Source organism: Idiomarina sp. (genome assembly GCF_019431395.1).
In the GTDB taxonomy this organism is placed as follows: domain Bacteria; phylum Pseudomonadota; class Gammaproteobacteria; order Enterobacterales; family Alteromonadaceae; genus Idiomarina.
Map to the genome: position 1 here is coordinate 1 of NZ_CP080268.1, position 13442 is coordinate 13442.

Here is a 13442-nt window from a genome sequence, read left to right on the forward strand (position 1 = left end):
CCACCTTCGGCTACGTGAATGACTTTATACTCTTTAAAATCTGACATAGGTAACTTCCTGTTTTGTTGTTGTTTTCTATAAGCTAGAGCAGTTAAAGCAGAGCGTCAATACGGTTATTGACCTGCTACAACGTAAGCCTGCGACGTATGTACCCTCAGTAGTGAACTTAATTGCTGTAAAGCGGGTATTTATCTCCAACTCAAGGTATGAAGGCCATCAGACGCAGGACGATCAATGAAAACGTATTTTTTGGGGGTATTAGCTCTGCCGATGCTAGTGTTTGCACAGCAGTCCGAGCGAGTTACTGCACAGCAGTTTGTAGACTTACAACAGGGCCAAACGGCGCATGAAGGCTTCAGGCGTGCGCATGCTAAGGGTATTTGCGTAACCGGTGAGTTTCGATCCAATGGCTCACTAACCGATTATTCGAATGCTGCCGTTTTTAATAAAGGCGCTTATCCCTTTGTGGGCCGATTTTCTATTGCCGGCAATAACCCATCAGCCCCGGATTTAAAAGCGCCGGTGCGTAGTTTAGCGTTGAGCTTTGCAACCAGTGCAGCGCAGCAGTGGCGCATTGCCATGAATACACCGCCGGTGATGGCGGTTTCCGATCCTCATACCTTTTACCAGCAGATTAAAGCCATACAAAGTGGCACGATTGCAGAGTTCTTTGCCGAGCATCCCGAGAGTGCTGACTTCACTGCCTGGAAAGATAACTACCAGCCCAGTGGCAGTTTTGCCGCCGAGCAATATCACAGTATCAATGCGTTTTACCTCATTAACGATAATGGCGACAAGCAGCCTGTACGTTGGGCAATGAGACCAACGGTTAACGTCGCCACCACATCTTTTGACGGAGATGACGCGTTACAGAACGAACTAACAGAACGATTGGCCGCAGGTCCGGTGATTTTTGACTGGGTGTTCACGTTGGCAACGAGCGAGGATGATGAAAATGATCCCGCTGTCGGCTGGCCTGAATCGCGTGAGCAAATTGTAGCGGGGCAGATCGCTATTAGTGATTGGCAGTCGCAGTTAAATGGCGATTGCCATGAGATTAACTACGACCCGTTAGTATTGCCCGATGGGATTGAAGCAACCCGCGACCCTATCCTACGTGCGCGCTCCGCGGCCTATGCGGAATCATACCGCCGCCGCGCGGTGGAGGTATTAAATGGTGCGTTTGAGGAGCAGCAAAATGACTAATCGCTTTTCGTTAACGATGCGCATCATGCACTGGGCAATGGCAGCCTTGCTCATCTCGATGCTAGCGGCCGGTTTATTGATGGTGCAGTCTTTAGAGCCGTGGCAATTAACCCTGCTGACGATTCATAAAGGCTTTGGCGTGGTAGCAGCGGTTCTTGTGGTAGTGCGCTTGGTCATTCGATTGGCTTCTTCTGTGCCGCCTTTACCGCAAGGCCTGAGTCGCTTGCAGGCATCGGTTGCAAAATTATCGCATGGGTTACTCTATGCTTTGATGGCGTTAATGCCGATATCCGGCTATCTAATGCAATACCTGGCAGGTCGGCCGGTCGAGGTTTTCGGGCTGTTTCGGTTACCGGCCGCACTTAGCGTCGATATCGAACGCTATGCCATCTTCAGAGAAATGCATGGCTGGTTAGCCCTCGCCTTAATCGTGCTGATTATTTTGCATGCTGGTGCTGCCTTACATCATCACTTTATTCGTAAGGACGATGTTTTAAAAAGCATGCTTTAACGGTGTTTGTATTGAGTGGGGCAGTAGCCTCGCTCAACGCCAGCCGGGCGTAATTTTTTATGTTTAGTATTGCGGCCTGATACGCGTGCACGCCAAAGCCGAAAACTACTGGGCTTTAATTGCTTTCGCATAAACTTAACCACTTCTTTTTCGCTTAAACCTAATTGTTGTTCAATCGCTTCGAACGGCGTGCGGTCTTCCCAGGCCATCTCGATAATCCGCGATTGTTCAGACTCATTAAACGCCATTGTTAGCCCATTGGTATACTTTGGTTATAGTCTCCCTAAGTACGTTACTGATTTAAAAACCGATTGCAAAGTTCTGATTAAAAATGACCATCATCAGTAGCACTGTGTTTGGAAGCTTGTTAAACTTCATCGATATTAATATTACTTTTGTTTAATTAAATGGCACCGCCAGGTGTTTCCGATTGACGATGAGTATTCTCTATTGCGAATGAAAAAGAAGCATTGGGCATTAGCTCTGCCGTTGTATTTTGTGGGGTTATTGCTCGCATGGCTGTTCTCGTCATGGTTAGCCGAACTTGCCACGGAACGGCTTAGCCAATCGTTGAAAAATGAAGCGCAAGAAGAGCTGTTGTTGGCTAAGTCACAGCTTGAATCTGCGCTGTTTAGAGATGTTTTTTTAGCAGACAGTCTCGCGACAGTGTTTACCATCGATCCCGATGAGGCGTTTCAAAACTTTGAGAGTATTGCGAAGCAACTAATGAGCAAATCAACTTTTGTTCGAAATGTTGGTGTCGCCCCCGACGATATCATTCGTAAAAATTACCCACTTGCTGGTAACGAGAAGGCCATCGGGCTGGATTTAAAATCGCTAGTCGATCAATACCCCACCGTTTTAAAAGCGCGCGAACTCAAAGATGTTTTTTTAGCAGGGCCGCTCGAACTCGTGCAGGGTGGGCGCGCTATCATCGTGCGGTTGCCAATCTTCTACGATTATCCCCGTAGTGATAACTACTGGGGCGTAATAAGTGTTGTCATTGATTACACAAGACTGATGGAATCTGCCGGGTTGTTAAGTAATCAACAATATACAATAGCAATCCGGGGAGTTAATGGCAGTGGTAGAGGCGGACAAATTTTTGAAGGTGGCTTGGATACCTTTGAGCAACCTGACTACCAGGGCCTGTTGATTATTCCCAACGGCGAATGGTGGATCGCGGCCACATTTAATGTGGCATTAAATGACTATCAGAAGAGTGCAATTATTTTAGGGCAGTTGCTGCTGTTATTATTCTACAGCGGGCTTTTTTGGGGCGGCTTTGTGTTATGGAAGCTCTACCGCACCGAGCGCTTTTTTGCTAACGAAGATGTCCTGACCAATATAAAGAATCGCCGCTTTGCCTTAAGTTACTTACATAGCTTGCTCAGCAAAGGACGCTCTAGCAAGTTTGCAGTTTTTGTGATTGATCTCAATCGCTTTAAATATATCAACGACAATTATGGTCATGAGACAGGCGATGAATTACTGCGTCGTGTCGCCCTGTCATTGGCGGAAGTTGTTCGCGGTGGCGACGTGGTTGCGCGTATGGGGGGCGATGAATTCCTCATTATTGCTAACCGCCTGAATGAGTCGGAAGCGCAAAAGTTGGCAGAAAAAATTAAACGTTATGGTGAAAGCCTGCCTATTACAGTCGGTGACGAGCAAATTTATCCAAGTCTAAGTATTGGTTTAGCCATATGTGGGGAGGGTGATGGCACCCCCGAAAATTTATTACAACTGGCCGACCAACGAATGTACCGGGATAAAACGGCGTGCGCATCACAACCGACTGAATTACATCAAAGCTAGCCTATTAATTGCTGTATGACCTATAGTTTCATCACGTATGCGTAACCAGGAGAAGGTGATGCGCTTAAACGATAAAGTCATAGTAATTACCGGCGCGGCCATCCGCAATCATACCAAGTCAGTCGCGCTTTATTGTGCCCAGGAGAATCTGCCAATCCGCTGTAATTCCGTGCACCCTGCCGCCATCATGACACCCATATGGGATCCGATGTTAGGCACCGGTCCTGCTCGCGAGGTAAATATGCAAAAAATCGTTGATGCCTGCCCAATGAAGCGTTTTGGTGAGGTCAGCGAAGTGGCCGCTATCTGTATTCTGCTGGCCTCTGACGAAGCCAATTATATCAATGCTTCAGAAATTACCATTGACGGTGGTGTATTAGCAGGCAGCTTTTCGGCTATCGGTGACTAGTTGCAATTTTGGAAGAGTTATTTAAATATCAGTGTTTTCTAATTAGAAAACTATACTAGCAAGGAAGCTCATGGCTATCACATTACGTGATGACGAAGAGGTTATTCACCGCTCCTGGGTGAGCTATGTCATTCTGTTTGAAACCTTTGCCATTTTTTTGGTTGGAGTGCTGCTTGATCTTGTTTTTAGCGGCGATGGGGCATTCATTTCTATTGGCTGGTTGTTGTTTATTGTTATTGATGCCGTGAAGGTCTATTTGCAATACCGGCGAACGCGTATTGTACTGACCAACCAACGGCTACTGGCTAAATATGGGGCTTTTTTCTCGGAAGAGGTGGCCATCGAACTTGATGAATTGAGCTCGGTTATTGTGAGTCAGGGTTACGTGGGACGTTGGTTTAACTACGGCACCATTACCATTAATACAAAGAGTGGTCGCTACTATGCGATATCGACCATTTACAAGCCGGCTGAGTTAAAGGCCGCAATAAAATAACTAACATCACAGTCGCGCAGCATGCGCGACCTATAGAACTGTCCAGTGACCGCCGCTGAGGGTGTTGCGCAGCTCTTTTTCGTAACTTGGCTTTAGGTGGGTAACCCATACGTGTCTTACGCCGTTAACCTGGGCCAGTGTGCGTTGTAACATACCCGGCGTCATGTGCTGGGTCTTTTCAGCCACTTCGATTAAGCGATCGGGGAATGCACACTCAATCATCAGCACGTCAATAGGCGCCAGGCGGTTTAAATCAGCGACTAATTGTGCGGACTCGGTGCAGTCTGCACAAAATACGTAATGCATGTGTTCGCTTTTTACCGAGTACCCAACGGTGGGAATTTTGTGTTTAACCGCGAACAGCTCTAGTGTCCTGCCGTCGTGCTCGATAATGTCGCCGGCCGCGACCTCGACGAGTTCGACAACTGACTGTTGCCCGTCTGTAACCTGAGTAAAATCAGGCCAAATCTCGTCGTTAAAAATATTAGCCTTCAATCGAGCCAGCGTCTCAGCTAGTCCATACACCTTGACGGGTAGGTTATCCTGCTCGAACAGGTTGCTTAAAAAGGTCGGTAACGCGGCGATATGATCCATGTGCGCATGCGTCAGGAAGATATGACGGATTCGACTCATTTCTGCCAGACTCAAGCTGGCAAGGCCGGTGCCGGCATCAATGAGTGTCGACGGACTGATTTGAATACAGGTGGAACCCTGCTGATTTTCGCCACTCAAACCACCACTACAGCCTAAAACACGTATTGACACTTTTATATCCTCATTGGCAACGGCGTCATGGTTATAAGCATAACAAAACTTTGACGCATAATGGTGTTATGATTTGAGAATACTTAGTAACGCAATAGCAACCAATTGGAGACAAATTTTGGCTTCTAATGACGCGGCAAAACAACAAGGCTATGTTCCCCAGCTTATTATTCTGACGGTTTTTTGGCTCGGCCTGCAGTTGGTCGCCAGTTGGGTCAAGCCGGGCTTTGACCATATTGGCCAGTACATTAGCGAGATCAATGCGACGGATACGCCCAATGCAGGCGTGCTGGGTTGGGTGGGTTTTATTCCGCTGGCCATGATCGCATTTAGTTTTCTGGTGTCTATACGCAGTCAATTACGCGTGCGCTCGGTAAGCCATGTGGGTTGGTTGTTGTTATTTTTATGGCCGTTTGGCTATTTAGCCTCGGCGCTGGCGCCATGCGATGCCGGCTGTCCTATAGATGGCAGCAGTTCGCAGGCTATCCATAACGTGGTGGCTGTTATCAGTTATTTTGGCTTCGCGCTTGGTACTTTGCTGCTTGCGCTAACGCCCAAAACCAGCTGGTTGGTTCGCGTCGCTTTGGTGCTGCTGGCTGCGGTAACCGTGTTAGGTTTTTTGGTAATGACATCCTATCCGATGTTTGAAATTCGCGGAGCCATCCAGCGTTACGTAGAAGTAGCACAGCTTATTGTATTTTGGTTGTTGTTAACGTTACAACAAAGGGAGTCAGAATGAGTCAGCAGACCATAAGGTTAAGTGTTAGCGGCATGAACTGTGGCTCGTGCGCCAGCCGTGTCGATAAAGCACTGTCCGGCGTTAACGGCGTTGAGCAGGTATCGGTAAACCTTGCCTCGGACGCAGCTGAAGTTACCGCTAATAACGTGTCCACTGATACGCTGATTAAAGCGATACAGGACGCCGGCTACGATGCCCACGAGATTATTGACCGCGATAAAGAGATGCGCGAACAGCGTGAGCGTCAGCAACGTGAGTACTTGGGGCTGCGCAAAGAATTGACCTTATCGGCTTTACTCACCTTACCGGTGTTTATTCTGGCTATGGGCAATCACATGGTGCCGACATTTTCGAACTGGGTTCATAACAGCCTGGGGTTACAAACCAGTTGGTGGATACAGTTGCTGTTAACGACCATTGTATTGTTTGTGCCGGGGCGGCGTTTTTATCAAATCGGTATTCCGGCTTTACTCAAAGGTGCGCCGGATATGAACTCGTTGGTCGCGCTGGGGGCAACCGCGGCCTGGGGTTATTCTATTGTCGCGACCATTATGCCGCAGTGGCTGCCGGCCGAATCAGTGAGTGTTTACTTCGAAGCATCGGCGGTTATTGTTACCTTGATTCTGGCGGGTCGCTTTATGGAAGCACGGGCCAAAAGTCATACCTCGGATGCGATTCAGCGCCTGATGGGGTTACAAAGTAAAACCGCGCGAGTTATACGAGATGGCGACGCAAAAGAAGTTGCGGTTAAGGAATTAGCCAAGGGCGACGAAATCGAAGTTCGTCCGGGCGAAAAGATCCCCGTTGATGGTCAAGTCATTAGTGGTGACAGTTACGTTAACGAAGCCATGATCACGGGCGAGGCTGAACCGGTGCATAAGCGGGCGGATGATAAGGTCGTCGGCGGTACGATTAACGAGCGCGGGACGCTGCGTTTTAAGGCCACCGCGATAGGCGAGACAACGGTATTATCGCAAATTATTCGTATGGTGGAGCAGGCGCAGGGCGCCAAATTGCCGATTCAGGATACCGTTAACAAGATCACCTTATGGTTTGTACCCGCGGTGATGGCGGCAGCGTTACTGACCTTTATCGTGTGGTTTTTTGCTGCTGGTGAAGACTCACTAACATTTGCGCTGGTTAATGCCGTTGCGGTACTTATTATTGCGTGTCCCTGTGCTATGGGGCTGGCCACGCCAACGTCGATTATGGTGGGTACCGGTCGAGGCGCAGATTTGGGCGTGCTGTTCCGTCAGGGCACCGCATTGCAGGCGTTGCAACAGGCCAACGCCGTGGTATTTGATAAAACCGGTACCCTCACGCAGGGTGAGCCAACACTTAACGAGTGGATAACGGTTGCCGGTGATGACAGCACAACGCTGCAACTGGCTGCTTCACTTGAGCAGCGCTCTGAGCATCCGACCGCGGAAGCGTTGGTGGCTTTTGCTTCTGAGCAGACGCAGATGTTAGAGCCGGAATCATTTGAAGCATTGTCGGGTCTTGGGGTTACCGGCAAGGTTAATGGCCAGCAGGTTTTGGTCGGCTCGGCCACATTGATGCAAGAGTACGACGTTGCGTTAAGCGAAGCCCCGGACAAGGCTGGCGAGTGGCAGAAGCAAGGACTTACTCCGATTTATGTTGCCATAGACGCGCAGTTAAAAGCTATATTTTGCGTTAGTGACCCGATACGTGAAAGTGCGCCGGCACTGATTAAAGCGCTGCATCAGCGTGGCCTAAAAACAGCGATGGTGACAGGTGATGCAACGGCCACCGCTGAGCGTATCGCCAACCAGCTTGGCATTGATAAAGTCGTGGCTGAGGTAAAACCCGATGGCAAAGTGGACGCCGTTAAACAGTTGCAAAAACAATGGGGTAAGCTGGTGTTTGTTGGCGATGGCATTAACGATGCGCCGGCACTGGCGACGGCCGATGTCGGTTTTGCCATAGGCACAGGTACTGACGTTGCGATTGAATCGGCGGACGTGGTGCTGATGTCTGATAATTTGACCGTGGTGCAGCAGGCGTTTGCCTTATCTAAAGCAACGATGCGCAATATTCGGCAGAATTTATTTTGGGCTTTTGCCTATAATACCGCGTTAATTCCGGTCGCAGCCGGTCTGTTGTACCCGTGGTTTGGTATATTGTTATCACCGATGCTGGCGGCCGCTGCGATGGCGTTATCCAGCGTTTTTGTGCTAACCAACGCATTACGCTTAAAACGTATTAACCTGAGTACCTGAGCGGACGACGATAATTAATGAAACTAGGAATATTTGATAGTGGTGTCGGTGGTTTAACGGTTGCACGGTCGTTGCAGCGCAGTGGTTGTTTTAGCGAACTGCTTTATTACGGTGATACTGCCCGCGTGCCATACGGTAGCAAAGATGCTAATACGGTGACACGCTATGCGCTGGAGGCGGTCGAGTTTTTTAATGGTGCAAACGTGGATGCCCTGGTGGTGGCGTGTAATACCGTGAGTGTGGTGGCGCTGGAACAAATGCAGCGCTACTCGAATAAACCGGTTTATGGCGTACTGGAACCGGGCGTGCTGGCGTTGCAGCAAATGCCGGGGATTACTCAGGACGCGCGTGTACTGGTTATTGCAACGCGCTCAACGATTGCCTCAGGCGAGTATCAGCAACGTATTAATGTGCTGGGATTCCATCAGGTTGAAGCGATGGCTACGCCATTGTTTGTGCCCATTGTCGAAGAAGAGCTTTACGATGGACCAATATTAACGGAGACGTTTAAACACTATTTTGGCGGACTAATGCGCCCTGACGTTGTATTGTTAGGCTGTACCCATTTTCCGCTGATCGATACCGCGATATCTGCGTATTTTGGCGGTGCAAAAACAATACATTCCGGCGAAGCCATGCTGCACTGGATGGAACAGCGGTTGGACTTAACGGCGCGCTTTGATAACACGCCGATCCAAATTATGGCATCAGAGAATGTCGAGGCGGTTAAACGCGTCGCGGCACGTTGGCAGTTAGACTTATAAAAAGGCAAATCTATGTATATTGAAAACTATTGGGCCACACTGTTATGGATGGCTATTATTGTTGCAACCGTATTGCTGCAGTGGTTTGTTGCCAGTGGCACTAAAGCAAAGCAAACCGGGGCTATTCCGGGCAAAGCACCGCAAGACTTAAGCCACCAGAGTTTCGTATTCAGGGCATGGCGCACCCATCAAAACTCACTCGAAAATCTGAGCCCGATGTTAGGGACTATTGTATTAGCCATATTGGCAGGCGTTCATCCGTTATGGACAGCATCAGCAACCGCGGTATTTGCCGTAGCTCGGTTGGCGCACATGGTGTTGTATTACGTTATTGCCACCGAAAAGAACCCAAGCCCACGCAGTTACTTTTTTATGTTGGGGCTGCTAGCGAACGTAGTGCTGTTGGTTATGGTGTTTGTGACTTTATTCAATGGGGCGTAAGTCGGGCGCTACGTAGCTGGTTTGAGCCGCTTCAGAGGTTATCGCTTTTTCTGAATAATAGCGTTTAATAACGCCACGCATATCGTCGACCAGGTCTTGGTTGTCATTCAGAAAATCACAAAAGTCGTCGTAGTCGGCTTTACTGATGCGCACATTAATGATGCGCAGGGATGCGATGGTCAGGGTGTGATGGTAAGGAATATCACCCAGGCCAAAGTTGCGCTCAGTACGCAGCAAGTCGACTACCTTTTGCAGCGCAATTGGCCATGGATGGGCTTTTAGATACACCCAGGCTACGCGTAAATGCCAAAGGTGATCGATATCATCTTTGCCAAACGAGCGTTGTTCCAGTTGTATTAAAAAGTCCGCATCGGACACTGAGCATTCGTACATAATTTGGTTCGCGTATTAAAACATCTGTTCGATTTAATTGGATTATACGTGTTTCATTACTAACATGCATTCGATTTAGTTCAATCGTTCAATAATTTTTACTGCTGTTCAATTCGGTTCCCCGCTACGCCTTAACATTTGCTATGATTAGCAATTAGTTAGCCTGTACTGTTTTAGGAGTAAGTACCCATGTCAGATTCTGCACAACGTCCGTTGTATATCCCCTACGCGGGACCTTCTTTGTTGGAGACGCCATTACTTAATAAAGGCAGCGCGTTCTCAAAGGAAGAACGAGCGGCATTTAACCTGACCGGGTTGTTACCGCCGCGCTACGAGAGTATCGAAGAGCAGGCCGAACGCGCTTACATGCAGTATAAAAGCTTCGAAACACCGCTGAATAAACACATTTACCTGCGTGCCATTCAGGATAATAACGAGACATTGTTCTATCGTTTGCTAACCGATCACCTCGAAGAGATGATGCCAATTATTTACACGCCGACAGTCGGCGATGCCTGCGAGAAATTTTCCGATATTTATCGCAGCTCCCGCGGTTTGTTTATTTCGTATTCAGAGCGTGATCAACTGGATGACATCCTGCGCAATGCGACCAAACAAAAGGTAAAAGTCATCGTAGTAACCGACGGTGAACGCATACTGGGTCTGGGTGACCAGGGTATCGGTGGTATGGGTATTCCGATTGGTAAGTTGTCGCTTTACACCGCCTGTGGTGGAATCAGCCCCGCTTACACGTTGCCGGTGATGCTGGACGTTGGCACCAATAACGAGAAACTGTTAAACGATCCGATGTACATGGGCGCACGCCACAAGCGAATTAACCAGGAACAGTACGATGAATTTTTGGACAAGTTTATCAAGGCAGTGACGCGGCGCTGGCCCGGTGTGCTGTTGCAGTTTGAAGACTTTGCCCAACCTAACGCGATGCCGTTGCTACGACGTTATCGTGACGAAGTGTGTTGCTTTAACGACGATATCCAGGGCACTGCGTCAGTGACAGTAGGCACCTTGTTAGCTGCTTGCCGCAAAAAAGGTAAAAAACTCAGCGAGCAAAAGGTTGTATTCGTCGGTGCCGGTTCTGCCGGTTGTGGTATTGCTGAGCAGGTAATGATCCAGATGATGGCTGAGGGGCTGTCGGAATACGAAGCTAAGCAAAATGTCTTTATGGTCGATCGTTTCGGCTTAGTTGTTGATTCCATGGATGGTTTACGTGATTTTCAGCAAGCCTTGGCGCAGCCTATGAAGCGCATAGGCGAATGGCAATACAGCGGTGACTACCCATCGTTACTGGATGTGATTCATTGTGCTGAGCCCGATGTATTGATTGGGGTTTCAGGGCAGGCGGGCTTGTTCACAGAGCAGGTTGTTGATGCCATGGCCAAAAATGTTGAACAGCCGATTATTTTCCCATTGAGTAACCCGTCAAAACACGTCGAAGCGCATCCGGCCGACGTAATGAAATGGACTCAGGGTAAAGCTATTGTAGCCACCGGTAGCCCATTCGGTTCAGTAGAGTATGACGGCAAGCAATATCCTATCGCGCAGTGCAATAACAGTTATATTTTCCCCGGAATTGGACTGGGTGTGATAGCGGTTAAAGCCAATCGCGTCAGTGACGAAATGTTCCGCGTAGCCAGTAAAACACTCGCGAAAGCGTCGCCGTCTGCTAATGGTAAAGGTGAGCACTTACTGCCGGCGTTTGACGACCTGGCACAGCTGTCTAAAGATATTGCCTTTGCGGTCGGCAAGGTCGCTCAGGAAGAAGGCTACGCGCTGGAGATTGACGATGAGCTGTTACGCCAACGCATAGAAAGTCATTACTGGAAACCGGAATACCGCTTTTACAAGCGCGTCAGTATATAAGTAGGTCGCGCATTATGCGCGACGCTATTTGTTTAGGGCTGGAAAGCCTGCTCTAAATCGCGGAGCAGGTCTTCACGGTATTCAATCCCAACCGATAAACGCAGCAAATCGTCGGGCACCGGCGTGCCTTCACCCTCGATGCTGGCGCGGTGTTCAATCAAACTTTCAACACCCCCCAAGGATGTCGCTCGCTTCCACAAACGTGTTCGGGCCGCTGTTTTAATTGCTTGTTCTGCACCGCCTTTAAGCCGAACCGATAACATTCCCCCAAAGCCGTTATGCATCTGCCGTTTAGCGACTTCATGACCGGTGAAGCTCGGCAATCCGGGATACAGGACCTCAGCAACGTGCGGATTTTCCTGCAGCTGTTCTGCTAACCACTGCGCGGATTCACACGATTCCCTGACACGCAGGTGTAGCGTTCGCATGCCACGCAATAGTTGCGCAGCGTCATCGGGGCCTGGAACACAACCATTTTGTGCGCGTAACGCCACAATACGCTGCCAAAAAGCCGAGTTGTCTGCTGTGGCCAGTGCTCCTGAAATAACATCTGAATGGCCATTTAAATATTTGGTTGCTGAGTGCATGACTAAGTCAGCACCTAAACTTAATGGCTGGGTAAGCAGGGGGGTCGCAACAGTCGAATCAACCGCAAGTAACGCACCATGCTTTTTACAACTCGCTGCAATCGCGGCAATATCAGAAACAGTCCAGAGCGGATTGCCTGGCGTTTCTAACCAAACTAAACGAGCGGGTTGAGCGGCTAATGCGGCCTCAACGGCTCCTTCTACGTGTGTATCGACAAACCGAACCTTTAATCCTAAGTCTTGTCCAAACGTCCGTAACCAGTTACGTAACGCCCAGTACATGATAGTGGGTGCAATGACGTGGTCGCCGGGTTTTAGCGCTAAAAATACGGCCGTCGCTGCGGCCATGCCCGAACTAAAAATACGTGCGTCAGCTGCCCCTTCCAGGGTTGCGATTAATGTCTCGGGCGCTTTGTAGGTTGGGTTGTCAGCTCTGGAGTACACGCGACCGCTGCGATATTGATTGTCCTCATCACGCAGATAGGTGGTTGAGTTATATACTGGCGGTATCAATGATTGTTTATCGTTGATGTCGTGCTGCTGCAAGCAAGGAGAGCCTTGTGCTAGCAGGGACTGCGGCGCGAAATGTGTTTTTTGCGTCATAAACCCACTCAAAAAGTAATCTAAACGTGCGTATTCACGTATATATGAGTGTTATTTGATAGTAACCACAGGAGTATTGCAATGCGATTTTTGAAAACTTTGATGTTTGGTTCTTTGCTATTGGTCGCAAACTCTGCGCTAGCCAACGAATGTGAGCTAACCATCGATAGTAATGACAACATGCGATTTGATAAAAAGGAACTGTCAGTACCAGCGAGTTGCTCTGAGGTGACGTTAAAATTAACTCACTCAGGCAAGATGGCTAAGAACGTAATGGGCCATAACTGGGTATTAAGTAGCGCCTCGGACATGCAGTCAGTGGTGCAACAAGGCATGGCAGCTGGTCTTGATAACAACTATACACCAGACTCAGATGCTGTGATTGCGGCGACTGACGTTATTGGTGGTGGCGAAGAAACGTCGATTACTTTCTCGACTGACGGAATGGATGCAAACGGTAACTACAAGTTCTACTGCACCTTCCCAGGGCACTCTGCCATTATGCAAGGTGTTTTTAAAATTACTAAGTAGTTAGCGACCAGTTACATCGCTAAGCTAAAGCCCGTGATTGTGTAGCAACCACGGGCTTTTA

The 13442-nt window shown here is 48.9% G+C and carries 15 protein-coding genes; 11 read left to right on the plus strand and 4 right to left on the minus strand.

The window, feature by feature from the left end:
• Positions 1-234 precede the first annotated feature (234 nt).
• Both KZ771_RS00005 and KZ771_RS00010 read left to right on the plus strand, forming a co-directional pair.
• A complete protein-coding gene (locus tag KZ771_RS00005; RefSeq protein WP_290654001.1) occupies positions 235-1206 on the plus strand; it encodes a catalase family peroxidase in 972 nt (323 codons plus the stop codon).
• Complete coding sequence (locus tag KZ771_RS00010; RefSeq protein WP_290654002.1) at positions 1199-1717, plus strand: cytochrome b; 519 nt, start codon at positions 1199-1201, stop codon at positions 1715-1717. The genes KZ771_RS00005 and KZ771_RS00010 overlap by 8 nt, the downstream gene beginning before the upstream one ends.
• Here the strand turns inward: KZ771_RS00010 and KZ771_RS00015 are convergent.
• Positions 1714-1965 carry a TIGR03643 family protein gene (locus KZ771_RS00015; RefSeq protein ID WP_290654003.1) on the minus strand — a complete coding sequence of 84 codons (252 nt, stop codon included), beginning with the start codon at positions 1963-1965 and terminating at the stop codon, positions 1714-1716. The genes KZ771_RS00010 and KZ771_RS00015 overlap by 4 nt on opposite strands.
• 208 nt (positions 1966-2173) lie before the next feature.
• Between KZ771_RS00015 and KZ771_RS00020 the strand changes: the two genes are divergently transcribed.
• The 3 genes from KZ771_RS00020 to KZ771_RS00030 all read left to right on the plus strand — a co-directional run bounded on the left by KZ771_RS00020 (position 2174) and on the right by KZ771_RS00030 (position 4437).
• Positions 2174-3532: a diguanylate cyclase gene (locus KZ771_RS00020; RefSeq protein WP_290654004.1), complete on the plus strand. Its 1359-nt coding sequence runs from the start codon at positions 2174-2176 to the stop codon at positions 3530-3532.
• A gap of 58 nt (positions 3533-3590) precedes the next feature.
• The gene (locus tag KZ771_RS00025; RefSeq protein ID WP_290654005.1) at positions 3591-3941 is read left to right on the plus strand and encodes an SDR family oxidoreductase; all 351 of its coding nucleotides are present in this window, start codon (positions 3591-3593) and stop codon (positions 3939-3941) included.
• A gap of 70 nt (positions 3942-4011) precedes the next feature.
• Positions 4012-4437, plus strand: a complete 426-nt coding sequence (locus tag KZ771_RS00030; RefSeq protein ID WP_290654006.1) for a PH domain-containing protein — start codon at positions 4012-4014, stop codon at positions 4435-4437.
• A gap of 30 nt (positions 4438-4467) precedes the next feature.
• Here the strand turns inward: KZ771_RS00030 and KZ771_RS00035 are convergent, their stop codons facing one another.
• Positions 4468-5202, minus strand: coding sequence for a 3',5'-cyclic-nucleotide phosphodiesterase (locus KZ771_RS00035; RefSeq protein ID WP_290654007.1), 735 nt, complete (start codon positions 5200-5202; stop codon positions 4468-4470).
• Positions 5203-5320: 118 nt separating this feature from the next.
• Here KZ771_RS00035 and KZ771_RS00040 point away from each other — a divergent pair, with 118 nt between their 5' ends.
• The 4 genes from KZ771_RS00040 to KZ771_RS00055 are packed head-to-tail and all read left to right on the plus strand — an operon-like array spanning position 5321 to position 9386.
• Complete coding sequence (locus tag KZ771_RS00040) at positions 5321-5941, plus strand: DUF998 domain-containing protein (protein ID WP_290573618.1); 621 nt, start codon at positions 5321-5323, stop codon at positions 5939-5941.
• On the plus strand, positions 5938-8181 hold the full coding sequence (locus KZ771_RS00045) for a heavy metal translocating P-type ATPase (RefSeq protein ID WP_290654008.1): 2244 nt from the start codon (positions 5938-5940) through the stop codon (positions 8179-8181). Before KZ771_RS00040 ends, KZ771_RS00045 begins: the two co-directional genes overlap by 4 nt.
• Before the next feature lie 17 nt (positions 8182-8198).
• A complete protein-coding gene (gene murI / locus KZ771_RS00050) occupies positions 8199-8945 on the plus strand; it encodes a glutamate racemase (protein WP_290654009.1) in 747 nt (248 codons plus the stop codon).
• Positions 8946-8957: 12 nt separating this feature from the next.
• Positions 8958-9386 (plus strand): MAPEG family protein, encoded by a 429-nt coding sequence (locus KZ771_RS00055; protein WP_290654010.1) that lies wholly within the window; start codon positions 8958-8960, stop codon positions 9384-9386.
• Here KZ771_RS00055 and KZ771_RS00060 read toward each other — a convergent pair.
• Positions 9369-9779, minus strand: coding sequence for a hypothetical protein (locus KZ771_RS00060; RefSeq protein WP_290654011.1), 411 nt, complete (start codon positions 9777-9779; stop codon positions 9369-9371). The two genes, KZ771_RS00055 and KZ771_RS00060, sit on opposite strands and share 18 nt — an antisense overlap.
• 189 nt (positions 9780-9968) lie before the next feature.
• On the opposite strand from KZ771_RS00060, the gene KZ771_RS00065 reads away from it, so the two are divergent.
• Entirely contained in the window at positions 9969-11660 is a 1692-nt protein-coding gene (locus tag KZ771_RS00065) for an NAD-dependent malic enzyme (protein WP_290654012.1), read from the plus strand.
• Between the two features lie 32 nt (positions 11661-11692).
• Here KZ771_RS00065 and KZ771_RS00070 read toward each other — a convergent pair whose 3' ends face one another.
• A complete protein-coding gene (locus KZ771_RS00070; protein WP_290654013.1) occupies positions 11693-12850 on the minus strand; it encodes an aminotransferase class I/II-fold pyridoxal phosphate-dependent enzyme in 1158 nt (385 codons plus the stop codon).
• A gap of 81 nt (positions 12851-12931) precedes the next feature.
• On the opposite strand from KZ771_RS00070, the gene azu reads away from it, so the two are divergent.
• Positions 12932-13381 carry an azurin gene (gene azu / locus KZ771_RS00075; protein WP_290654014.1) on the plus strand — a complete coding sequence of 150 codons (450 nt, stop codon included), beginning with the start codon at positions 12932-12934 and terminating at the stop codon, positions 13379-13381.
• Positions 13382-13442 lie beyond the last annotated feature (61 nt).

Coding starts and splice junctions, on each gene's coding strand:
- KZ771_RS00005 (WP_290654001.1), top strand. CDS start 235: ATGAAAACGTATTTTTTGGGGGTATTAGCTCTGCCGATGCTAGTGTTT.
- KZ771_RS00010 (WP_290654002.1), top strand. CDS start 1,199: ATGACTAATCGCTTTTCGTTAACGATGCGCATCATGCACTGGGCAATG.
- KZ771_RS00015 (WP_290654003.1), bottom strand. CDS start 1,965: ATGGCGTTTAATGAGTCTGAACAATCGCGGATTATCGAGATGGCCTGG.
- KZ771_RS00020 (WP_290654004.1), top strand. CDS start 2,174: ATGAAAAAGAAGCATTGGGCATTAGCTCTGCCGTTGTATTTTGTGGGG.
- KZ771_RS00025 (WP_290654005.1), top strand. CDS start 3,591: ATGCGCTTAAACGATAAAGTCATAGTAATTACCGGCGCGGCCATCCGC.
- KZ771_RS00030 (WP_290654006.1), top strand. CDS start 4,012: ATGGCTATCACATTACGTGATGACGAAGAGGTTATTCACCGCTCCTGG.
- KZ771_RS00045 (WP_290654008.1), top strand. CDS start 5,938: ATGAGTCAGCAGACCATAAGGTTAAGTGTTAGCGGCATGAACTGTGGC.
- murI (WP_290654009.1), top strand. CDS start 8,199: ATGAAACTAGGAATATTTGATAGTGGTGTCGGTGGTTTAACGGTTGCA.
- KZ771_RS00055 (WP_290654010.1), top strand. CDS start 8,958: ATGTATATTGAAAACTATTGGGCCACACTGTTATGGATGGCTATTATT.
- KZ771_RS00060 (WP_290654011.1), bottom strand. CDS start 9,779: ATGTACGAATGCTCAGTGTCCGATGCGGACTTTTTAATACAACTGGAA.
- KZ771_RS00065 (WP_290654012.1), top strand. CDS start 9,969: ATGTCAGATTCTGCACAACGTCCGTTGTATATCCCCTACGCGGGACCT.
- KZ771_RS00070 (WP_290654013.1), bottom strand. CDS start 12,850: ATGACGCAAAAAACACATTTCGCGCCGCAGTCCCTGCTAGCACAAGGC.
- azu (WP_290654014.1), top strand. CDS start 12,932: ATGCGATTTTTGAAAACTTTGATGTTTGGTTCTTTGCTATTGGTCGCA.